At 64.1% G+C, this 18,132-nt stretch carries 15 protein-coding genes and 4 pseudogenes; 11 read left to right on the top strand and 8 right to left on the bottom strand.

Features of this window, described 5'->3' with window-relative positions:
- Window positions 1–36: 36 nt before the first annotated feature.
- The 4 genes from GO608_RS00310 (at window position 37) to GO608_RS00295 (ending at window position 1,950) form a co-directional block, all read left to right on the top strand.
- Window positions 37–288: a type II toxin-antitoxin system ParD family antitoxin gene (locus tag GO608_RS00310; protein WP_053419356.1), complete on the top strand. Its 252-nt coding sequence runs from the start codon at window positions 37–39 to the stop codon at window positions 286–288.
- On the top strand, window positions 281–625 hold the full coding sequence (locus tag GO608_RS00305) for a type II toxin-antitoxin system RelE/ParE family toxin (RefSeq protein ID WP_247002703.1): 345 nt from the start codon (window positions 281–283) through the stop codon (window positions 623–625). The genes GO608_RS00310 and GO608_RS00305 overlap by 8 nt, the downstream gene beginning before the upstream one ends.
- Complete coding sequence (locus tag GO608_RS00300; RefSeq protein ID WP_247002701.1) at window positions 510–767, top strand: ribbon-helix-helix domain-containing protein; 258 nt, start codon at window positions 510–512, stop codon at window positions 765–767. Before GO608_RS00305 ends, GO608_RS00300 begins: the two co-directional genes overlap by 116 nt.
- 187 nt (window positions 768–954) lie before the next feature.
- Window positions 955–1,950, top strand: coding sequence for a tyrosine-type recombinase/integrase (locus tag GO608_RS00295; protein ID WP_247002698.1), 996 nt, complete (start codon window positions 955–957; stop codon window positions 1,948–1,950).
- Between the two features lie 198 nt (window positions 1,951–2,148).
- Here GO608_RS00295 and GO608_RS00290 read toward each other — a convergent pair.
- Window positions 2,149–2,268: pseudogene (locus tag GO608_RS00290) on the bottom strand (YnfA family protein); the annotation flags it as partial.
- A gap of 182 nt (window positions 2,269–2,450) precedes the next feature.
- Here GO608_RS00290 and GO608_RS00285 point away from each other — a divergent pair.
- A pseudogene (locus tag GO608_RS00285) lies at window positions 2,451–2,794 on the top strand (ABC transporter permease); the annotation flags it as partial.
- Here GO608_RS00285 and GO608_RS00280 read toward each other — a convergent pair.
- Window positions 2,779–2,922 (bottom strand): annotated as a pseudogene (locus GO608_RS00280) (WCX domain-containing protein); the annotation flags it as partial. The pseudogenes GO608_RS00285 and GO608_RS00280 sit on opposite strands and share 16 nt — an antisense overlap.
- A 10-nt stretch (window positions 2,923–2,932) precedes the next feature.
- On the opposite strand from GO608_RS00280, the gene GO608_RS00275 reads away from it, so the two are divergent.
- The gene (locus GO608_RS00275) at window positions 2,933–3,565 is read left to right on the top strand and encodes a tetratricopeptide repeat protein (RefSeq protein WP_169200537.1); all 633 of its coding nucleotides are present in this window, start codon (window positions 2,933–2,935) and stop codon (window positions 3,563–3,565) included.
- On the opposite strand, the gene GO608_RS00270 is transcribed toward GO608_RS00275, so the two are convergent.
- Window positions 3,550–4,767 carry an RNA-guided endonuclease InsQ/TnpB family protein gene (locus GO608_RS00270; RefSeq protein WP_169200651.1) on the bottom strand — a complete coding sequence of 406 codons (1,218 nt, stop codon included), beginning with the start codon at window positions 4,765–4,767 and terminating at the stop codon, window positions 3,550–3,552. The two genes, GO608_RS00275 and GO608_RS00270, sit on opposite strands and share 16 nt — an antisense overlap.
- 21 nt (window positions 4,768–4,788) lie before the next feature.
- Between GO608_RS00270 and tnpA (GO608_RS00265) the strand changes: the two genes are divergently transcribed.
- Window positions 4,789–5,205: an IS200/IS605 family transposase gene (gene tnpA, locus GO608_RS00265; RefSeq protein WP_169200650.1), complete on the top strand. Its 417-nt coding sequence runs from the start codon at window positions 4,789–4,791 to the stop codon at window positions 5,203–5,205.
- A 340-nt stretch (window positions 5,206–5,545) separates the two neighbouring features.
- On the top strand, window positions 5,546–6,940 hold the full coding sequence (locus GO608_RS00260; protein ID WP_169200639.1) for a Fic family protein: 1,395 nt from the start codon (window positions 5,546–5,548) through the stop codon (window positions 6,938–6,940).
- Between the two features lie 70 nt (window positions 6,941–7,010).
- Here the strand turns inward: GO608_RS00260 and GO608_RS00255 are convergent.
- Window positions 7,011–7,295, bottom strand: a pseudogene (locus GO608_RS00255) (type II toxin-antitoxin system RelE/ParE family toxin).
- A gap of 298 nt (window positions 7,296–7,593) precedes the next feature.
- Between GO608_RS00255 and istA the strand changes: the two are divergent.
- Both istA and istB read left to right on the top strand, forming a co-directional pair.
- Window positions 7,594–9,153: an IS21 family transposase gene (istA, locus tag GO608_RS00250; RefSeq protein WP_169200634.1), complete on the top strand. Its 1,560-nt coding sequence runs from the start codon at window positions 7,594–7,596 to the stop codon at window positions 9,151–9,153.
- A gap of 22 nt (window positions 9,154–9,175) precedes the next feature.
- Window positions 9,176–9,910 carry an IS21-like element ISAzo4 family helper ATPase IstB gene (gene istB, locus GO608_RS00245; protein ID WP_169200633.1) on the top strand — a complete coding sequence of 245 codons (735 nt, stop codon included), beginning with the start codon at window positions 9,176–9,178 and terminating at the stop codon, window positions 9,908–9,910.
- Between the two features lie 556 nt (window positions 9,911–10,466).
- Here the strand turns inward: istB and GO608_RS00240 are convergent.
- On the bottom strand, window positions 10,467–11,684 hold the full coding sequence (locus tag GO608_RS00240) for an RNA-guided endonuclease InsQ/TnpB family protein (RefSeq protein ID WP_169200651.1): 1,218 nt from the start codon (window positions 11,682–11,684) through the stop codon (window positions 10,467–10,469).
- A 21-nt stretch (window positions 11,685–11,705) separates the two neighbouring features.
- On the opposite strand from GO608_RS00240, the gene tnpA (GO608_RS00235) reads away from it, so the two are divergent.
- Entirely contained in the window at window positions 11,706–12,122 is a 417-nt protein-coding gene (gene tnpA / locus GO608_RS00235; RefSeq protein WP_169200650.1) for an IS200/IS605 family transposase, read from the top strand.
- A gap of 73 nt (window positions 12,123–12,195) precedes the next feature.
- On the opposite strand, the gene GO608_RS00230 is transcribed toward tnpA (GO608_RS00235), so the two are convergent.
- From GO608_RS00230 to GO608_RS00220, 3 genes are read right to left on the bottom strand one after another with little or no spacing between them, the layout of a single operon-like run.
- Entirely contained in the window at window positions 12,196–15,801 is a 3,606-nt protein-coding gene (locus tag GO608_RS00230; RefSeq protein ID WP_169200206.1) for a zincin-like metallopeptidase domain-containing protein, read from the bottom strand.
- Window positions 15,802–15,805: 4 nt separating this feature from the next.
- Window positions 15,806–16,045, bottom strand: coding sequence for a conjugal transfer protein TraD (locus GO608_RS00225; protein WP_169200207.1), 240 nt, complete (start codon window positions 16,043–16,045; stop codon window positions 15,806–15,808).
- A gap of 2 nt (window positions 16,046–16,047) precedes the next feature.
- Window positions 16,048–18,132 carry a DNA topoisomerase 3 gene (locus GO608_RS00220; protein WP_169200208.1) on the bottom strand — a complete coding sequence of 695 codons (2,085 nt, stop codon included), beginning with the start codon at window positions 18,130–18,132 and terminating at the stop codon, window positions 16,048–16,050.

Below are 18,132 nucleotides of genomic sequence, written 5' to 3'. Positions count from 1 at the left end.
TTGGTATATATAAATATTGGAAAGGAGAGCCCCGCCATGGCAAAGAACACCAGCGTGACGCTCGGCGAGCATTTCGAAGGCTTCATTACCAGCCAGATTGCCCAAGGCCGCTACGGTTCGGCAAGCGAAGTCATCCGCGCATCCTTGCGTCTGCTCGAAGAACATGAGCAGAAGGTGGAAGCCTTGCGCCGCGCCCTGATCGAGGGCGAGGAAAGCGGCGAGGACTCGCCCCTCGATTTGCAGGAGATCAAACGGGCCGCGCGGCGGCAAGCCGGTCTGGATGCGTAGGATCGTCAAACGCCCTCTCGCCAGACAGGACCTGATCGGAATCTGGCGCTACACCTACGAGGAATGGGGCGAGCAACACGCCGACAGATACCTGGACGAGCTCGAAGCCGGCATCGCCCGGTTGCAGGATTATCCCGGGCTCGGTCGCGTGCGGGATGAGGTCAGGCAAGGCTATCGCTCACTCTTCGATCATGGCCAACGATTCGACGACAAGGTGGACGGTGACGGTTTCCAGGGAAACCGATTTCGCACTGCGCGCTTTTCTGGAGGCTCAGGGGATGCGCAAGGGCGACATCTCCCGCTTCATCGAGGACGCCGTGCACTGGCGGATGTTTGATCAGAACGTGCAGGCCATCAAGGCGCGCAACGCCGATATCCCCACCGATGAACTGCAGGCGGCCATAGACGAGGCCTGCGCCGCCGCGCGCGCGGATCGTTTCTGTGCGCGAATTCACGGTCCCGAAAGGAATGGCACGTGATGACTGATGGCGGCAGACGGTCGGTAGACAAAAACGCGGAGCATGAGCCGGGTGAACCCGAGGCCCTCCGTGCGGGTATCAGCCAAGAGATGACGGCCCTGACGGCGGGCCCGATCACCGATTTTGACATAGACAGGATCGTCAAACGTGGGAGAGTGCTCCTTACGGAAAGAGGAGGCTTCGACGCATGAGCGAAGGTCTGGACCAGCCGGCAGGGACGGCGAAGCTGCCTGCTCGGCAAGCGGCAGGAGGATTGGTCCTCCCCGCCCTGTTCTGTCCAAATGAGTCGGCCAGCCGGCGCTTCATTGAATTCTTCACCGCCAACATCCGTAACCCCAACACGCGCCGCGCCTATGGGCGGGCCGTGGTCGGGTTCGCCGCCTGGTGCGAGCAGGAAGCCCAGATCACAGTGCTGCGCGACATTGAGCCGGTGCATGTCGCCGCCTATGTCGAGACGCTGCAGACGCGCCTGTCGGCCCCCTCGGTCAAGCAGCACCTGGCCGCCATCCGCATGTTGTTCGACTGGCTGGTGGTCGGCCAGGTCGTCGCGATCAATCCGGCGAGCGCTGTGCGCGGCCCGAAGCACTCCGTCAAAAAAGGCAAGACGCCGGTGCTCGCCGCCGACGAGGCGCGCGCTCTGCTCGACGCGATCGATGTCAGCACCGCCGTAGGCCTGCGCGATCGCGCCCTCATCGGCCTGATGGTCTACACCTTCGCCCGTATCGGCGCGGCGCTCAAGATGCGGATCGAGGATGTCTATGTGCAGGGCCGGCGCAGCTGGGTGCGGCTGCACGAGAAAGGCGGCAAGCGGCACGAGATGCCCTGTCATCACAATCTCGAGGAGTATCTGCACGCCTATATTGAGGGCGCGCAACTCGCCGGTGCGGGCAAGGCCTTCCTCTTCCGCACCGCCATCGGCCACACCGGCAGACTCTCCGAGCGCCCGATGTCCCAGGCCGACGCCTACCGGATGATCGGCCGCCGCGCGGCGGACGCCGGCATCCTCACCCGCATCGGCAATCACTCCTTCCGCGCCACGGGCATCACCGAATACCTGCGCAACGGCGGCAAGCTCGAGATCGCGCAACAGATGGCCAACCACGAGAGCGCCCGCACTACCGGCCTTTACGACCGCCGCAATGACCAGCTCACCCTTGATGAGGTCGAGCGGATCGTGGTCTAAATCTTCGCGGCGCAACTCCTATGCCATAATTATTTACATGCTAAAGCACTACATGGCACATCGAATAGCCCGAAGTTTTCAGCAAATCCAGCGAAATAATGCGGAACTGCGGGTGGTGTTCGGTCCGCTCTCTAAGCGTTTTGCGGGCATACAAGTGACCAGAGGCGGCCTCGTCCAGCGGGAGCAACTAGGCGGCACCAAGCTCGCCAGCGCCGACAACAGCCAGACGGATCCGCCCTTCTTGAACCACAGCCAGGGCAGGTAGCAGCGGACGATTCCGGCGATCGCGGTGACGAAATAGCGCAGCAAGGTCCTCACGTTCTTTGCGCAGACCGCCTTGGCGGAAAGAACGCGGCAGACCAAACCGGCTGGCGGGAGCAATAATCCACAGGAACCCCAGCACTTATCCACAAAAAATGGGGGTAACTTTCCATCCCCGAATACCGCGCCTACAAAACCGGCACGATCCTCGCGATCGTCGAGCACATCCACGAACAGGTGAATCGCGCGCACTGGCCGATATGGACCGTGGCATGGACGCTGGCCGCCATACCTTCGTGCTCGACATCCCGCCCGGCTTCGAGCGCGACGTGCTCGCCGGCCGCAGCCCGGCAGCGCAGCTCAATGTCGACGCCACACCCGCCAGAGCCAGGCGCAGACCGGCGCCGCGCTGATCCGCGAACGTGAGCACGGCACGATCGAACACCTGCTGGTGATGCCGGTCACGCCGCTCGAGATCATGCTGTCGAAGATCTGGTCGATGGGCGTGGTGGTGCTCGTGGCGTTATCCTTCTCACTGCAGGTGATGGTCAAGGGTTTCCTCGGCATCAGCGTGGCCGGCTCCACCACCGCGCAAGCGGCCCCGTACTTGAGGATGTCCATCACCAGTTCACGGTCGTCCGCGTAGGGCACCTTCAGCTCGTAGCGTCCATCCTCGAGCAGGCGCCCCTGCTGGCTCGGGTGCCAGCGCTCGGCCAGGATCATGCTGTGCGCCTGGTCGGACCGGCTCGTGGAAGCCTTCCGCATCGGCGAATCCGCCCGCGCCGACCTCGCCGTGATGCCCCCCTACGTCGCCGGCCTGATCCACAATACTCTCGCCTACGAAGCGATCACGCTGGGCCGCGACGTCGCGGCCATGCAGGAGATCGCTGCGGCGAAGCGCCTGCTCGAACCCATCGGCGCCGTCCATGCCCCCAACTACACCGTCACCTTCGAAGGCGCCATCGCCCTGCTGCAGGGCGAGGCGAAAGCCGCACGGGCGCGCTTCGAAGGCACGCTCGAGGCGATCATTGCCGGGGGCCACCGCTACACCACGTCAAGCGCGATCGTCGCCGCCCACCTCGCCGAGGCACTCTACGAACTCAGCGACATCGACGCCGCCGAAACGCTGCTCATCGATTATTTGCCAGTCATACACGACGGCTGCCTGCCCGACCACATCATCGTCGCGTATCGAGTGCTGGCGCGTATCCAGGCTCAGCGTGGACAATATGCGAAAGCCCTGGTGACCCTCGACACGCTGCAGGACGAGGCCATGCGCCTGAGCCCCAAGGAAGTTGACATCCTCCCCCGCCTGAAGGCGGGGGATTCCTACGGCGCTCAGGCGCGGCATTGAGCCGCCCCTGAGTCGCTTCGGCGGGTTCCTGCTGCTGGCGGCCTTACCTCACCGCTCACTTCACAGGCGCAACGGGCGTGCCCCGCCCTGAGAACGTTGATCGCGCCGACCACATCGGCGTTCTCCTCGAAGCCGCATTCGACGCACCGAAACCGCGCCTGCGTCGGGCGATTGTCCGCCGACACATGCCCGCACGGACAAGTGCGACTGGTGTTGCGGGGCGGCACGGCGATGAGGTGTCCGCCGTTCCACGCCAGCTTGTAGTCCAGTTGTCGTCGGAACTCGGCCCAGCCTTGATCGAGGATGGTTTTGTTCAGGCCGGATTTGGCCCGAACCTGTTTTCCCGGTTGCTCGCTACTGCCTGCCGCCGACCGGGACATGTTCCGTACCTGCAAGTCCTCGATGCACACCATCGCGTGGTTTTGGCTGATCGTGGTCGTGGCTTTGTGCAGGTAGTCGCGGCGGGCATTGCCGATGCGGGAATGGATGCGCTGGACGCGGGCTTGCGCCTTCTTCCAGTTGTTGCTGAACTTGGTCTTGCGGCTCATCGCTTGGCTAGCACGGCGCAGCGCGGCCTCATGCCGCTTGAAGCTGTTGAGCGGCGCGTAGAACGTGCCGTCCGAGAGCGTGGCAAAGCGCGCCACGCCCATGTCGATGCCGACCGCGCCGCCGTGCGGAAGGGGCTGCTCGAGCTCGCGTTCGGTCTGAATACTGACGAACCATTTGCCGCAGGACTGGCTGAGGGTGACGTTTTTCACCGTGCCCAGCACGTCACGGCTGTGGCGGAGCCGCAGCCAGCCCAGCTTCGGCAGGAACAGGCGGAAATTGGCCTGATCGAGCTTGATCTGTTTCGGGTCGGGATAGCGAAAGCGGTCCTGCTGCCCCTTCTTCTTGAAACGCGGGAAATCCGCCCGCTTGGCGAAGAAGTTGGCGTAGGCGCGCTCCAGGTCCTTGAGCATCTGTTGCAGCGGGTGCGTCGGCGCATCCTTGAGCCAAGGCGTCTCGGCACTGTTGCGCCATTCGGTGAGCAGCTTGCACAGCCCGGCGTAGCCGAGCTTCTTCTCGCCTTGCGCGTGGCGCGTCTTCTGCAACGCCAGCGCCTTGTTGAACACGAACCGGCACGAGCCCGCGAAGCGGCGCATCTGGCGCTGCTGGCCGCCGTCCGGCATGAGTTCGTATTTGAAGGCTTGGAGGCGTTGCATGTGGATAATATAGTTTGGTCTATGAGCAACGACAACGATGTTCGGCACGGAAGACATTGCGTCTTCCTGATGCATGTGCACTTGGTCTTCGTAACCAAATATCGCCGCGAAGTGTTCACCCACGAGATCCTCGATGACCTCTGCGCCATCTTCGCCAGCGTTTGCGCCGACTTCGAGGCGGAACTGGTGGAGTTCGACGGCGAGGACGATCACGTCCACCTGCGGGTGAACTACCCGCCGAAGGTGGCCGTCTCGGCGCTGGTGAACAGCCTGAAAGGCGTCTCTAGCCGGATGATCCGCAAGAAGAACCACCCGAGCCTCCGCAAGAAGCTGTGGCGCGGTGCGCTGTGGTCGCCGTCCTACTTCGCCGGAAGCTGCGGCGGCGCACCCATGGAGATCATCCGCCACTACATCGAACAGCAGCAAACGCCGTACTGACCGCCCAAAGGACGCCTAGGGCGTCCGCGCTATCCTTCCCCGCCCTGAAGGGCGAGGCTTGCCGCGCACCGGGTCAGGCGTCGAGCCGTGCAGCCCCCGCCAGCCGCGGACTTCCGTCTTCATGCACTTCCTGATTGGGCCCGATGAGGAAGGATCGGTCGAACCGCCGCGAGTCGCTCCGGACCCGTGGCGCGCCGCGAACCGCGGCCGGCAATCTGGCAGTCGTAAGGGCCAGAAGCGTTACTTGGCGCGAAAGCGGCCATCAAGTGGCACGACTGCTTATTTGCGCGCCACATAAAATGGCGCGATACTGTCTGTCGCGCCACATAAAAGCGATTTCATGCCAAAAAAAATCCTCGACGAGGAGCTCCAACCCATCCTCGAGCTGATCGCCCGGCATCCGGGCGGAATCGGCATCGACGGGCTGCTCAAGGAGATCGGCCCGGCCTTGCCGCGCCGCACCCTGCAACGCCGTCTGGCCAGCCTGGTTGCGCAACAACGTGTGCGAACCGAAGGCGAGGGGCGCGCCCTCAAGTATCGATTCCCGGAAACCGTCGGCTCATCGGACGTCGAATTGCCTAACCTTCAGGCCTCCGGAACAGGTGAAACGTACGTACCTCTGTCCACCGAGGGGACAGCAATCAAGGCCTACGTTCGCCAGCCGCGCCAGCAACGCAAACCCGTCGGCTACCAGATTGGCTTTCTGGAGCAATACCACCCCAACCGGACAGCCTATCTGCCTGCCGACTTACGCGCCCAACTGCACAGCATGGGGCGCTCGCCCGCCGAGCAAGCGACCGCGGGCACCTTCGCGCGGGACATTCTCAACCGCCTGCTCATCGACCTCTCCTGGGCTTCCTCGCGCCTCGAAGGCAACACCTACAGCCGGCTCGATACCGAGCGCCTGATCGAATTCGGCGAGGCTGCCGAAGGCAAGGATGCACTGGAAACCCAGATGATCCTGAACCACAAGGCGGCCATCGAATACCTGATCCGCGACGTCGAACGCGCCGGCCTGTCAGCGGAAACCGTCATCGCCCTGCACGCCTTCCTGTCCGACGGTCTGATGCCCGATCCGCTCACGTGCGGCCGCCTGCGTGCGCGCTCGGTCGAAATCGGCGGCAGCGTCTATTTGCCGATCGCCCTGCCTCAGCGGCTGGAGGAGTTGTTCGGCATCGTGCTGCGCATCGCCGCCGAGATCGACGATCCCTTCGAGCAGGCCTTCTTCCTGATGGTGCATCTGCCCTATCTGCAACCGTTCGAGGACGTGAATAAGCGCGTCTCGCGGCTGGCTGCCAACATCCCGCTGATCCGGCACAACCTCTGCCCGCTGTCCTTCATCGACGTGCCGCAGCAGGCCTATGTCGACGCAATGCTCGGCGTGTATGAATTGAATGACGTCGCCCTGCTGCGCGATGTCTTCGTCTGGGCCTACGAACGCTCCTGTCAGCAATACGTCGCCGTGCAGCAGCAGCTCGTCCCGCCCGACACCTTCCGCCTGCGCTACCGCAACGAACTGGCCGAAACCGTCGCCGCCATCGTGCGCGGCGGGCAGCGCGCTGACGAAGCGGCGATCCACGCCGTCATGCCGGCCACGGTGGGCAAAGACGACCGGCCGCGTTTCGTCGCCCTGACGTTGGCCGAGTTCAACACGATTCACCCCGGCAACGCGATTCGCTTCGGGTTGAGGCCGCTGGAGTTTTCGGCGTGGCTAGAGCAGCATGGCGCTTCGTGAAGCCACATAAATCTCACGCAGGATTTCAGGCCTGTCGCCAGGCAGCGATGCAGGAGCGGCGCGGCAGCGGTCAACCCGGCTTCCCGCTTCGGGGCCGCGCCCCCCATGCCTGGGTGGACTTGTCGCCGCCCGCCAGCACGATCACCACTTCCAGGCCGCGCTGCGTGAAATACACGGGTTAGCCTGGCCCATAATGGATTCACATCTCCGAGACCCCCTCTCCCACCGATTCACAGTCGCCAAAGTTGCCCAACTCTGCCCGGCGGATTCGCAACTTAATGCGTGCTGCCGCCTGCGGGTCCCGGAGATCGGCAAACCAGGCGTCGAAAGATTCGGTGGTGAGCATGGTCTTCATGCTATCAAGGCGACTACCCCCTACGTGCAAGAGGAACTGCAAGCACGGGAAGAGGGCCGGCAGGGTGCGGATTCCGACCCAACGTGACCGGTGAATCCGAAATAGTGTGACCGGTGATTCCGCGGGTCGTGACCGCGGATTCCGATTTGATCGTGACCGATTTCGGCCAGTTGTCGGAATGGGCGGTCACGATGTCGGAATCAATGGTCACGATCAAATCGGAACGGGTTTGTGAGGCCAAGCGTGGCAACGTCGTTTGTCAGGCCGGCTACCCTCGCGTGCTTTGCGCGGAGACGGGATGCCGGCGGAGCGGATTGCCATGCACAAGATCAGGGAGCTGTTACGGCTCAAATACGACTGCGCGCTGTCGCACGAGCGCATTGCCCGCGCGCTGTCGATTTCAAAGGGGGTGGTCGCCAAGTATGTGAAGGCGGCCGAGGAGTGCGGCCGGCCATGGGCCGAATTGTCCGCGGCCGACGAGGCGCAGCTGCGCGGGTGGCTCGGAGGGACGATGCGCCCGCGCGGGGCGACGGCGGGCTACGTGCCGCCGGATCTGGCGGCGGTGCATCAGGGGCTCAAGCGAAAGAACGTCACGCTGGCGTTGCTGTGGGAAGAGTACGTGCAGACGGCCGACGGGCCGAGCTATCAGTACTCGCGCTTTTGCGACCTGTACCGCGCGTTCGCCCGCACGCTCAAGCGCTCGATGCGCCAAGTGCACCGCGCCGGCGAGAAACTCTTCATCGATTACGCGGGCCACACGGTGCCGATCGTCGACGCCGACACGGGCGAGATTTCGCGCGCGCAGATCTTCGTCGCGGTGCTCGGCGCCTCGAGCTATACGTTCGCCTGCGCCACGGCGACGCAGTCGCAGGCCGACTGGCTGGGCTCGCTCGCCCGGGCGCTGGCCTTCATCGGCGGCGTGCCCGAGCTCGTCGTGCCCGACAATACGCGCTCGCTCATCGGTCAAGCCGACCGGTATGAGCCGCAACTGCAGCGCACCACCGCCGAGTTCGCCGCGCACTACGGCGTGGCGATCCTGCCCGCGCGCCCTTACAAGCCGCAGGACAAAGCCAAGGTCGAAGTCGGCGTGCAGATCGTGCAGCGCTGGATTCTGGCGCGGCTGCGTCACCGGCGCTTTTTCTCGCTGGGGGAGTTGAACGAGGCGATCGCCGCGTTACTCGAGCCGCTGAACACGCGTGCCTTCCGGCGCCTGCCAGGCTCGCGCCACGAAGCGTTCGAGACGCTCGATCGGCCGGCGCTGCGCCCGTTGCCCGCCACCGCGTTCCAGTTCGCCCAGTGGAAACGGGCCAAGCCCAACATCGACTACCACGTCGAGTTCGACGGGCATTACTACAGCGTGCCGTATGCGCTCGCCGGCCAACCGGTGGAGTTGCGCCTCACCGCGAGCAGCATCGAATGCTTTGCCGCAGGCCGTCGCGTTGCGGTGCATGCGAGAAGCCACCGGCACGGGGCTTTCACCACGCTCACCGAACACATGCCCGCATCGCATCAGGCGCACCGCCAGTGGTCCCCGGGCAAACTCATCGGCTGGGGCGCCACGGTCGGACCTCACACCGAGCAGGTGGTCAGCCACCAACTCGAACGCATGCCGCACCCCGAGCAGGGCTACCGGGCATGCCTCGGGCTGATGCGCCTCGGTCGTCAATACGGCAACGAACGCCTCGAAGCCGCGGCGACCCGCGCCGTCACCCTCGGGGCGATGCGTTACCGCAACGTCGCCTCGATCCTCAAGAGCGGGCTCGACCGCGCGCCGCTGCCCGCATCCACTGCGCAGCAAAGCGAGCTTGCGCTACCGGCCGCTCACGAGAACCTGCGCGGTGCGCGCTACTACCACTGATTCCACCCACCGGAGAACATCGATGCTGATGCAACACAGCCTGCAACAACTGCGCACCCTGCGCCTGGAAGGCATGGCCCGCGCCTTCGAGGAGCAGCTCACCCAGCCCGCCATCACCGCGCTCAGCTTCGAGGAGCGTTTCGCCCAGCTCATCGATCGCGAGATTCTGCTGCGCGACGGCAAACGCATCGAGCGGCTGCTCAAGGCCGCCCGCATCAAAGCCGCTGCCGCGTGCCTGGAGGACGTCGACTACCGCGCCGGGCGCGGCCTCGAGCGCAGCCAGATCGCCGCGCTCGGCACCGGTCAATGGATTCGTCACCACCAGAACTGCCTCATCACGGGCCCCACCGGCAGCGGCAAGACGTGGCTCGCCTGCGCGCTCGCCAACGCGGCGTGCCGGCAGGGCCTCGCGGCCTACTACGTGCGTCTGCCGCGGCTCTTCGAGGAGCTGCGCATCGCGCATGCCGACGGCAGCTTCAGCCGACGCCTCATGCAGCTCGCGCGCATGGATCTCATCGTCATCGACGATTGGGGCCTGGCCGCGCCGTCGGCTCAGGAGCGAAGCGACCTGCTGGAGCTGCTCGACGACCGGGTCGGCACGCGTTCGACCGTGATCACCAGCCAGCTGCCGATCGAGCACTGGCACACCTACTTGGGCGACCCGACCTTCGCCGATGCCATTCTCGATCGCGTCGTGCACGCCGCGCACAAGCTCGCCCTCAAGGGCGAGTCGATGAGAAGAAAGGAAAAGGCATGAGGCCGTGCGCGCGAGACGCCTTACCCACAGGCGCCCGCCCGCCAGCGTATGAGGCGCGCTGGCGGGCGCCTGTGGATAAGCCTGCATCAGCCCTCGAATCGAGCATCATCGTGACCGACGCGGTTAGAATCTGAACACCACGCTTCGCGCGCAGACCCCACCGGTCACGTTCGTCGGTGCAGGCGGTCACGTTCGTCGGAATGCGCAGCAGGGGAAGTGATGGCCGCTAGCTCCTACTGCAAGAGGCGAGGTATCTAGCTCCTCGCGGCCTCGGCCTTCGCGGTTCGAGGAAGCAGCAATATCAGGCGCTGCCCGGCTCGCGCAACATGGGCGCGAGCCGGAACGATCAGACGTCCAAGGATTAGCTGCTGGTGGGCTGGCAGGCCGTCTATGACTCGGTGCGCAATGGTGGCTATTTCGGCCTCTTCAGATCGGTTGGAAGCCATGAACCTGGCCGTGCCAAGCGAAAAAACCGCCCCAGGGTGAGGCGGTTTAGCGGGGAGCTACAACTAGTTGACATCCTCCCCCGCCTGAAGGCGGGGGATTCCTACGGCGCTCAGGCGCGGCATTGAGCCGCCCCTGAGTCGCTTCGGCGGGTTCCTGCTGCTGGCGGCCTTACCTCACCGCTCACTTCACAGGCGCAACGGGCGTGCCCCGCCCTGAGAACGTTGATCGCGCCGACCACATCGGCGTTCTCCTCGAAGCCGCATTCGACGCACCGAAACCGCGCCTGCGTCGGGCGATTGTCCGCCGACACATGCCCGCACGGACAAGTGCGACTGGTGTTGCGGGGCGGCACGGCGATGAGGTGTCCGCCGTTCCACGCCAGCTTGTAGTCCAGTTGTCGTCGGAACTCGGCCCAGCCTTGATCGAGGATGGTTTTGTTCAGGCCGGATTTGGCCCGAACCTGTTTTCCCGGTTGCTCGCTACTGCCTGCCGCCGACCGGGACATGTTCCGTACCTGCAAGTCCTCGATGCACACCATCGCGTGGTTTTGGCTGATCGTGGTCGTGGCTTTGTGCAGGTAGTCGCGGCGGGCATTGCCGATGCGGGAATGGATGCGCTGGACGCGGGCTTGCGCCTTCTTCCAGTTGTTGCTGAACTTGGTCTTGCGGCTCATCGCTTGGCTAGCACGGCGCAGCGCGGCCTCATGCCGCTTGAAGCTGTTGAGCGGCGCGTAGAACGTGCCGTCCGAGAGCGTGGCAAAGCGCGCCACGCCCATGTCGATGCCGACCGCGCCGCCGTGCGGAAGGGGCTGCTCGAGCTCGCGTTCGGTCTGAATACTGACGAACCATTTGCCGCAGGACTGGCTGAGGGTGACGTTTTTCACCGTGCCCAGCACGTCACGGCTGTGGCGGAGCCGCAGCCAGCCCAGCTTCGGCAGGAACAGGCGGAAATTGGCCTGATCGAGCTTGATCTGTTTCGGGTCGGGATAGCGAAAGCGGTCCTGCTGCCCCTTCTTCTTGAAACGCGGGAAATCCGCCCGCTTGGCGAAGAAGTTGGCGTAGGCGCGCTCCAGGTCCTTGAGCATCTGTTGCAGCGGGTGCGTCGGCGCATCCTTGAGCCAAGGCGTCTCGGCACTGTTGCGCCATTCGGTGAGCAGCTTGCACAGCCCGGCGTAGCCGAGCTTCTTCTCGCCTTGCGCGTGGCGCGTCTTCTGCAACGCCAGCGCCTTGTTGAACACGAACCGGCACGAGCCCGCGAAGCGGCGCATCTGGCGCTGCTGGCCGCCGTCCGGCATGAGTTCGTATTTGAAGGCTTGGAGGCGTTGCATGTGGATAATATAGTTTGGTCTATGAGCAACGACAACGATGTTCGGCACGGAAGACATTGCGTCTTCCTGATGCATGTGCACTTGGTCTTCGTAACCAAATATCGCCGCGAAGTGTTCACCCACGAGATCCTCGATGACCTCTGCGCCATCTTCGCCAGCGTTTGCGCCGACTTCGAGGCGGAACTGGTGGAGTTCGACGGCGAGGACGATCACGTCCACCTGCGGGTGAACTACCCGCCGAAGGTGGCCGTCTCGGCGCTGGTGAACAGCCTGAAAGGCGTCTCTAGCCGGATGATCCGCAAGAAGAACCACCCGAGCCTCCGCAAGAAGCTGTGGCGCGGTGCGCTGTGGTCGCCGTCCTACTTCGCCGGAAGCTGCGGCGGCGCACCCATGGAGATCATCCGCCACTACATCGAACAGCAGCAAACGCCGTACTGACCGCCCAAAGGACGCCTAGGGCGTCCGCGCTATCCTTCCCCGCCCTGAAGGGCGAGGCTTGCCGCGCACCGGGTCAGGCGATCCGTGCCGCGCGCCTCGGCTGCTGTTCCTGGATCTGTTTCTTCTCCTGTCCCTGGGTGCGCTCGCGCTTCTCTTCGATCTCGCGGATCACGCGGCCGACCCCTGCCTTTAGCTGGCGTTCAACTCCTTCTCGACCCAGCTCGCTCTTCGTAGCCAGGTCGTTGAAGTCGGTGCGCCCCTTCATCTGATCGAGGGCCGCCAGTTGCTTGTCACTTAGCTGGGCGCGTTTCAGCTCCGCCGTCTGCTGCTCGGTGAGCGTCGCCCCCTCGGGGTCCTGCTGCGCGTCTTCCAGGGCTTTCGTGGCTCGCAGGTGCTCCCGGTAAGTCCGCGGGGTAACGGGTTCCAGGTTAGCCGGATAGGCGTTCTCGCCCGGCGCGAAGATCGGGAAGATAGCTTTCCCGCCCACGGCTTTCGCGGCCTCCTGGGCCTTCACGCGGCCAGAATTGACGCCCTGCGTCAGCTCCAATTGCCGGTCGTCGTCGCCCAAGATGATGACCGGCTTGTCGGGGAACTTCTCGTGCAGAGCGTGGGCCACGGCGGGCAGGTTCCCGGAGTCGAACGCGGCGACGGTGGCGAAACCCAGCGCCTCGGCGTTGGTGGCTGCCGTCGCGTAGCCCTCTGAAATGACAAGCGCCGGGGCCGTGGCTAGCGCGTCCATGCCGCCGACAGGATGGAAGCAGCCTTCCTTTTTGCTGTCTTTCGCGAAGCGTTTGGTGCCGTCCTCCTGGATGTACTGCATCGTCCACTGCTTGCCATCGACGTCGAAAGCCGGAATGTAGGTCTTCTGCCCTTCCTTGTCGGTAAACGCACCCGCATGGGCTTGGATGCCCTTGTCGCGCATGTACGGTGTCAGCTCGGCAACCGGCGCCAAATCGGCCATTTGCTTGCCGACGCGCTGGGCGCTCGCTTCATGCAGGCGGTCTTGCTCTTCGGCACGTGCCGCCAGCTTGCTCGCGGCCTCGGCCGCCAACTTCGCCTTCTCCTGGGGATCGAGGGAATAGCCTTTCGACTTCCATTTCATCTCGATGCCGGTGCGGTTGTTCTTGATATAGCCGGCCGGGTGGCCGTCCAGGTGGCCGACGTAGAAACCAGCCTGTTCGCCCTTCTTGTCGCCCTCGACGCCGATCCGGTGTTTCTTGCCGTCCATGATGGGGTGCTCGTCGGTCACGTTGCAGCCCATCGAACGCAAGGCATCGGCGAACTCTTCACGCGGGTTCATCGCCGGGGCTTGCTGCGCCGGCACGTTGTCGGGCAACCAGCGTTGCAGCTTCTCCATGTCGGCCTTCGGTCCGGCATACCAGGACTTTGCGACCTTGTCCCAAGCTGCGCCGGCGGCCTTCGCCGCGCTGCGCTCGCCATACGGAACGGCCAGATAGACGCGCTCCTGGGCGGCCTTCTGACCGGCGCCGTAGTCTAGGGCGGGCATGTCGGCTGTGCGGGCCTGGGCGGGCTGCTGGGCGGTGCCTTGCGTCCATTTGGCGAAGGGGGTCGCATCGGCGCCCGGCGGGACATACCAAGACTGTTCCTTGCGGTCCCAGCGCGCCCCGAGGGCCTTGGCGTCGTCCTTCTCCTTGTATGGGACATTAAGGTAGGTCCGTTCGTCCGGGGCGGAGCGATCCGCCGTCTGCTTCTGCTGCTCTTCCAACTCGGCAATGCGCTTCTGCATGTCAGCGTCGTTGAGCATGACATTCATTTCCGCCGACTTTCGCGCCTCTTTAGCCGCTGAAATGACCTCGTCCGTGCTGGTGGGATCACGGCGAACGCGGTCCTCATGAGCGCGGGCAAGGATCGCGCTGCGCTCATGCTCGTTATCGGTCGAATTGGCGCCAACCACGGCCAAACGGGACGCCAGATGCTCGGCCTGCTGGGCGTTCTCGAAGTCGTGCACGAACTCATAGCGCCCATCTTCGCGCTGGGCGTACACGCTCCAGAACTGCGGTTCCACGCCAAGATCCGCGGCCGCCGCGACGTGGGTTTCCCCGTCGACCTGGTACTCGGCGCTGGCCTGCACCTGGACGTTGCCGTTCCAGTCGTGCGGCAAGGTCGCCTCGAAGGCTTCATTGGCCGCTGCATCGAACGCCGCCACATCGCCGACCTTCCGCGCCTCGGCAACCTTCGCCTCCTCCCGGAGCTGTTCCAGCGGCTCGATGGCCGCCTGGATCTTCGCCTCCAAGGCATCAACGGCTTCGGGCAGCTCATGCCGCGTCCAGAACTCGTTTTGGAAACTGAGGGGCTGAATCTGATCGAGTAGATCGAGGGCCTTGTCGATCTGCTCCAGCCGCGCGGTATCGAGGACACCGGGCAAGGTGCCGCGCTCCAAGTGTCCCAGCATCCAAGCTTCGGCCTTCACCGCCTTCGCGGCCCGGTCGGTAGCGTCATCGGGTCCGGCTTGCATACTGACCTCCTGTGTCGGAATGGCCTGCTGCGCCTCGTCACGCTCGGCCACGGTTTGCCTGGCTAGGGTCATCGCTTCGCGCCACTGAGATGCGGCAATCGTGTACATCTCCTTGGCCTCCCGCACGGCAGGATCGGCATGGTGAAGCGGATAGCGCCGCTCGCTGGCATCCTTCTCGCCATAGACACGCACAAGCTCGGCTTGGAAAGCTTGGTCTGCAAGTTTCATGGCCTCGTGCTGGGTGACGGTCAGCTCGGCTACGGTCGGCTGCGGCTGCGCTTCCTGCTCCTGTGCCTCGCCCTGCTCCTGTACCTGCTTCTGCTCGAAGGCCATCACATAGTTTTTGATCTTCTCGGCCTCGGCCGCCGCCCGGAAGATCTCCAGCGAGTCATCCTCCAGGGCCTTGATCCACGAAGCGACATACGCGACGTGCTGTCCGGGATCGTGGCCAATGCCCAGTTCGTCGCCGATGATCATCGACGCGATTTCCGCCCGCAGTTCTTCCTTGGCGTACCCCTCGCTGCCGAACGGGTGCACCAGGTCGCGGTCAAGCCGGGACTCGTGCCCGGTCCAGTGCCCGAGCTCGTGCAGCGCCGTCGCATAGTAGCTGTCGGCGGTCGGGAATCGGCCCCTGTCAGGAAGGTGGATGCTGTCGGTCGCCGGCCGATAGAAGGCGCGATTGTTCTCGCCGTGGCGGATGACGGCACCCGAGGCTTTCACGATGTGCTCGGCCCGCTCGACAGCATCCCACGTCTGTTCCTTGCGCTCGATGGGCGGAAGACCCTCGATCTGTTCCGCATTGAACACGGTGGCGAAGAACACGCGTGGCCGCTCCAGCATCACGGTTTGCTTGACCGGCTTGCCGTCGCCATCCAGGACGGGCTTGCCGTGCTCGTCCCGCTTCTCCTGCTCTTCGCTGAACTTCCAGTATTGAACGGGGGTGCCCTTCTCACCCTTGCGGACCTGGGCGCCGGCCGCCGTCGCCTGCTTGTAGGTCATCCAGCGGTTATCCGTGCGCCGCTGGCTCATCAGATAGATCGCGTTGATGCCCTTGTACCGCTTGCCAGTCGTTGGATTGACCGGCAGGAAGCCGCCAGGCTCTCCAGGCTCCCAAGGCCGTTGCCACGGCGCCGTGCCTGCCCTGAGCTGTTCAATCAGGTTCTCCGCGACCGTTTCATGGAACGGTTTCTTGGCCTCTGCCATGGCCTTAACCCTCCTGCCGCTCGGTCGGAACGGTCGCGTCCACCAGATCGACATCGCTGTCGACCGCGTCTTGTTCACTCAAGGCGTCTTCCGCGAAGGCGCCCACGCGCTCGGCCTCATCCGGATCGAACTCGGCCTGGTAACCGGGCGTCTGGGCGTCGATCAACTTCTCGCGGATCGCATCCGTCGCATTCGTCACGTCATCGAGGATCGCGGCTTCAGGATTGGTGATCTGCTCGGTCATGGTCATTGCTCCTGTTCGTGAGTGTTGTTGCGGCCGGTGCTGTAGTCGGGTCGGCCCTTGAGCTTCGGGTTCTTGCTCTCGGGATAGCTCTGCTTGCAAGTCGGGAAGTTGCTGCACGCCCACCAGAAGACGTCGGCCTTCTTCGTCGGCCGGCGAATCAGCCCATGCCCGCACGCCATGCACTTGTAGAGGGTGGAAATCGGCAAGACTTCACGGCCGCCGGCAATGGCGACGGCGCCATCGTTGGCCTTCGCCACCTGGTCACGGATGAACGTCTCTTGCTTGGCAATGAAGACGGCCAACTCGGCCGTGCCCTGCTCGATGCCTTTCAACATGCGTTCGTAAAGGGCGGTCAGCACGGGGCTTTTCACGACTTCGGGCAGGGCGTCGATCATGCTGCGCCCCAATGTCGTGCCGATAATCTGCTTGCCCTTGGTTTCCAGGAACCCGCGGCGTTTCAGCTCGGAAATGATGGATGCGCGGGTGGCAGAAGTGCCGATACCGTCCCCCTCGCGCAGCATCTTCTTGTGCTCCGGCTCGGGCACAAACTTATGGATGTTCTCCATCGCACGGATCAGCGTGCCCTCGGTGAAGCGGGCCGGTGGCTTCGTCTTGGCGTCCTTCCGGGTGGCCTGCTTGCAGGTCACGCCATCGCCCGTCTGCATAGCCGGAAGGCGTTGATTCCCGCCTTCGTCCGCGTCCTTCTCCGTGTCCTGCTCGTCGACTTCCTGGTAGACGTCGCGCCAGCCGTTGCGCGTAACAACCTCGCCGGTCGCAACGAAGGTTTCCTCCTCGACCTCCACGCCAACCGTGGTGCTCATGTACTCATGGACGCAGTAGAACTGCGCCAGGTACGCCCGCACGATCAGGTCATAGATGTTGTGCTCCTTCTCGCTCAGGCCCGCCTTGCTGCCCTTGTGCACGGTCGGGATGATTCCGTGATGCGCGGTGATCTTCGAGTCGTCCCACGTCTTGGACTTCAGGCGCGGATTGGCGCAGGCCACCAGGCCGGCCAGCTCCGGGTTGACGTGCTGAATCGCCTTAAGAACGCGGGGCGAATCGGCATGCTGAGACTCGGGCAGGTAGGCGCAATCGGTGCGCGGATAGGAAGTCAGCTTGTGGGTTTCATAGAGCGCCTGGCAGGCGTTCAGCACGTCCTCGGCGCTGTACCCGAACTTGTTGGACGCAAGCAATATGATGTCGGACAGGGCAAACGCGAGCGGCTGGTTCTGCTTCTTGGCCTCCTGCTTGTATTCGGCGACGGTGCCGGGCTTGCCCGTGACCTTCGCCACCAGCGCGTCCGCCACGGCGGTATCGACAAGGCGCCCCTCGGCATCGAGGCCCGCCTGATCGACCTTCGCTCGCCAAGAGGCGAGGAAGGCACCGCCCGGATGCTGAATCGCTGCGCGGATGGTGTGATACGGGACCGGCTTGAACGCCTCGATTTCCCTGTCTCGCGCGACAACGAGCGCGAGCGTCGGGGTCTGCACACGGCCGACCGTGAGCAGTACCCGCGAACCACCGCGCTGTGCGCGCAGGGTATAGGCGCGACTGAGATTCATGCCGATCAGCCAGTCGGCCCGCTGCCGTGCCCGCGCGGCATCGGCCCAGCCGTGATAGGTGCCGTTGTCCTTGAGGGCGGCAAGGCCACGCTTCACGGAAACGGAATCCTGCGCGGACACCCAAAATCGCCGCGCGGGCTTGTTGCAGCGAAAGTGCTTCAGGACCTCATCGACCAGCAATTGACCCTCGCGGTCGGGGTCGGCGGCGTTGACGATTTCCGCCGCCTCCTTGACCAGTTTGCCGATCACGGCGAGCTGCTGCTTGACATCGTCCTTCGCCTTGAGCATCCAGTCGGTCGGAATGATGGGTAGCTCATCGATCCGCCAGACTTTCTTGCCGCTGTCGTTGCGGGGTACGTCGTCGGGGGTGTACTCGTCGGGTTCGGCCTGTTCGAGCATGTGTCCGAAGCACCAGGTCACGGTATCGGTGCCGCACTCGATGAAGCCGTCGCCTTTTCCGCTCTGGCCCAGCTCGCTTGCGATGGCCTTTGCGACGGATGGCTTTTCCGCGATGAACAATCGCAT

It is taken from the genome of Aromatoleum buckelii (assembly GCF_012910785.2).
GTDB classification, from domain to species: Bacteria; Pseudomonadota; Gammaproteobacteria; order Burkholderiales; family Rhodocyclaceae; genus Aromatoleum; species Aromatoleum buckelii.
The sequence above is the reverse complement of the archived record's forward strand: the minus strand, read 5'-3'. Positions and strand labels throughout refer to the sequence as shown.

What these genes read in the sequence shown, in the direction of transcription:
- GO608_RS00240 (WP_169200651.1), bottom strand. Translation starts at nt 11,684, where the DNA reads ATGCAACGCCTCCAAGCCTTCAAATACGAACTCATGCCGGACGGCGGC.
- GO608_RS00260 (WP_169200639.1), top strand. Translation starts at nt 5,546, where the DNA reads ATGCCAAAAAAAATCCTCGACGAGGAGCTCCAACCCATCCTCGAGCTG.
- GO608_RS00295 (WP_247002698.1), top strand. Translation starts at nt 955, where the DNA reads ATGAGCGAAGGTCTGGACCAGCCGGCAGGGACGGCGAAGCTGCCTGCT.
- GO608_RS00220 (WP_169200208.1), bottom strand. Translation starts at nt 18,132, where the DNA reads ATGCGATTGTTCATCGCGGAAAAGCCATCCGTCGCAAAGGCCATCGCA.
- GO608_RS00230 (WP_169200206.1), bottom strand. Translation starts at nt 15,801, where the DNA reads ATGGCAGAGGCCAAGAAACCGTTCCATGAAACGGTCGCGGAGAACCTG.
- GO608_RS00225 (WP_169200207.1), bottom strand. Translation starts at nt 16,045, where the DNA reads ATGACCGAGCAGATCACCAATCCTGAAGCCGCGATCCTCGATGACGTG.
- GO608_RS00275 (WP_169200537.1), top strand. Translation starts at nt 2,933, where the DNA reads ATGCTGTGCGCCTGGTCGGACCGGCTCGTGGAAGCCTTCCGCATCGGC.
- GO608_RS00305 (WP_247002703.1), top strand. Translation starts at nt 281, where the DNA reads ATGCGTAGGATCGTCAAACGCCCTCTCGCCAGACAGGACCTGATCGGA.
- tnpA (WP_169200650.1), top strand. Translation starts at nt 4,789, where the DNA reads ATGAGCAACGACAACGATGTTCGGCACGGAAGACATTGCGTCTTCCTG.
- GO608_RS00310 (WP_053419356.1), top strand. Translation starts at nt 37, where the DNA reads ATGGCAAAGAACACCAGCGTGACGCTCGGCGAGCATTTCGAAGGCTTC.
- istA (WP_169200634.1), top strand. Translation starts at nt 7,594, where the DNA reads ATGCCGGCGGAGCGGATTGCCATGCACAAGATCAGGGAGCTGTTACGG.
- istB (WP_169200633.1), top strand. Translation starts at nt 9,176, where the DNA reads ATGCTGATGCAACACAGCCTGCAACAACTGCGCACCCTGCGCCTGGAA.
- tnpA (WP_169200650.1), top strand. Translation starts at nt 11,706, where the DNA reads ATGAGCAACGACAACGATGTTCGGCACGGAAGACATTGCGTCTTCCTG.
- GO608_RS00270 (WP_169200651.1), bottom strand. Translation starts at nt 4,767, where the DNA reads ATGCAACGCCTCCAAGCCTTCAAATACGAACTCATGCCGGACGGCGGC.